Annotated in this window: 1 protein-coding gene; it reads left to right on the forward strand. The window is 58.6% G+C overall.

Going from position 1 to position 881, the window contains the following annotated elements:
• The first annotated feature begins 197 nt into the window (after positions 1-197).
• Positions 198-725, forward strand: a complete 528-nt coding sequence (locus AVMA1855_RS26505; RefSeq protein ID WP_284428010.1) for a VC1465 family Xer recombination activation factor — start codon at positions 198-200, stop codon at positions 723-725.
• Positions 726-881 lie beyond the last annotated feature (156 nt).

Below are 881 nucleotides of genomic sequence, written 5' to 3' on the forward strand. Positions count from 1 at the left end.
GTTATGTACCTGATCCAGCGCGGAGGGGTCGGCGCAATATTTCTATCTTTTTATATTCTAAAAATAATCAAATTTGATTATTTTTCACCCTCAAAAGAGGTGCTTGAGAATATACATCGTATCTAGTTAAGTACCGGGGCAGGCATCGTCGCCATGACCCTGACACCCGCGCTGAGCTTGCTCAAAGGTTCCGGGCCATGTACCGCAACCTGGGCCTCGATCTGCCCGGCTGCGCGCAGCTTCTTCACGTCACCGAACGGACTTTGCATAACTGGCAGTCCGGCAAGCACGACATCCCCTTTGCCGCCTACAAGCTGCTGCGCCTGCTTAACCGCATGGAGCTGCCCGGCGAGTCCTGGGCAGGCTGGTGTTTTCATGGCGGCAAGCTGTGGACTCCTGAGGGCCGCTCGTTCGTCGGTGCAGATGGCTCATGGTGGTCATTGCTTGTCCGTCGGGCGGCCATGTTTGATCGTGTTCACAGTGCCAGGGGGACGGATGCTGCGCGGCCGGCTGTGGGGATGCGTAGCGTCCCCGCGGCCGGGGGCGAAGCGTCCAGCCCTCCGGCGCAAGCCGGGGGGCGGCGCGAAGCGCCGGCCCTAGATTTATCAATAGGACATATCTCGACCGTACGGACGAATCCCGCGTCTTTCTATGGCCCTGTTGCTATCAATTTTGAACCTGCCAATGCTCCGGCGTGGTGTCAGTTGCAGGGGGCTCAGCTATGAACCGGGCACAGCGTCGGGGCAATCTGGTTCGGGAACCTCTCAAAACCCATCCGGTCCCTTGTTGATCGAGAACGCGTGCTCCATCCTTTGCCATGATCACTCCCCGTAGCGCCCTGAAGTTCGACCTGTTCGCTGAGGCCTCGCGCCAACACAAGA

The organism is Acidovorax sp. SUPP1855 (assembly GCF_030158955.1).
In the GTDB taxonomy this organism is placed as follows: domain Bacteria; phylum Pseudomonadota; class Gammaproteobacteria; order Burkholderiales; family Burkholderiaceae_C; genus Paracidovorax.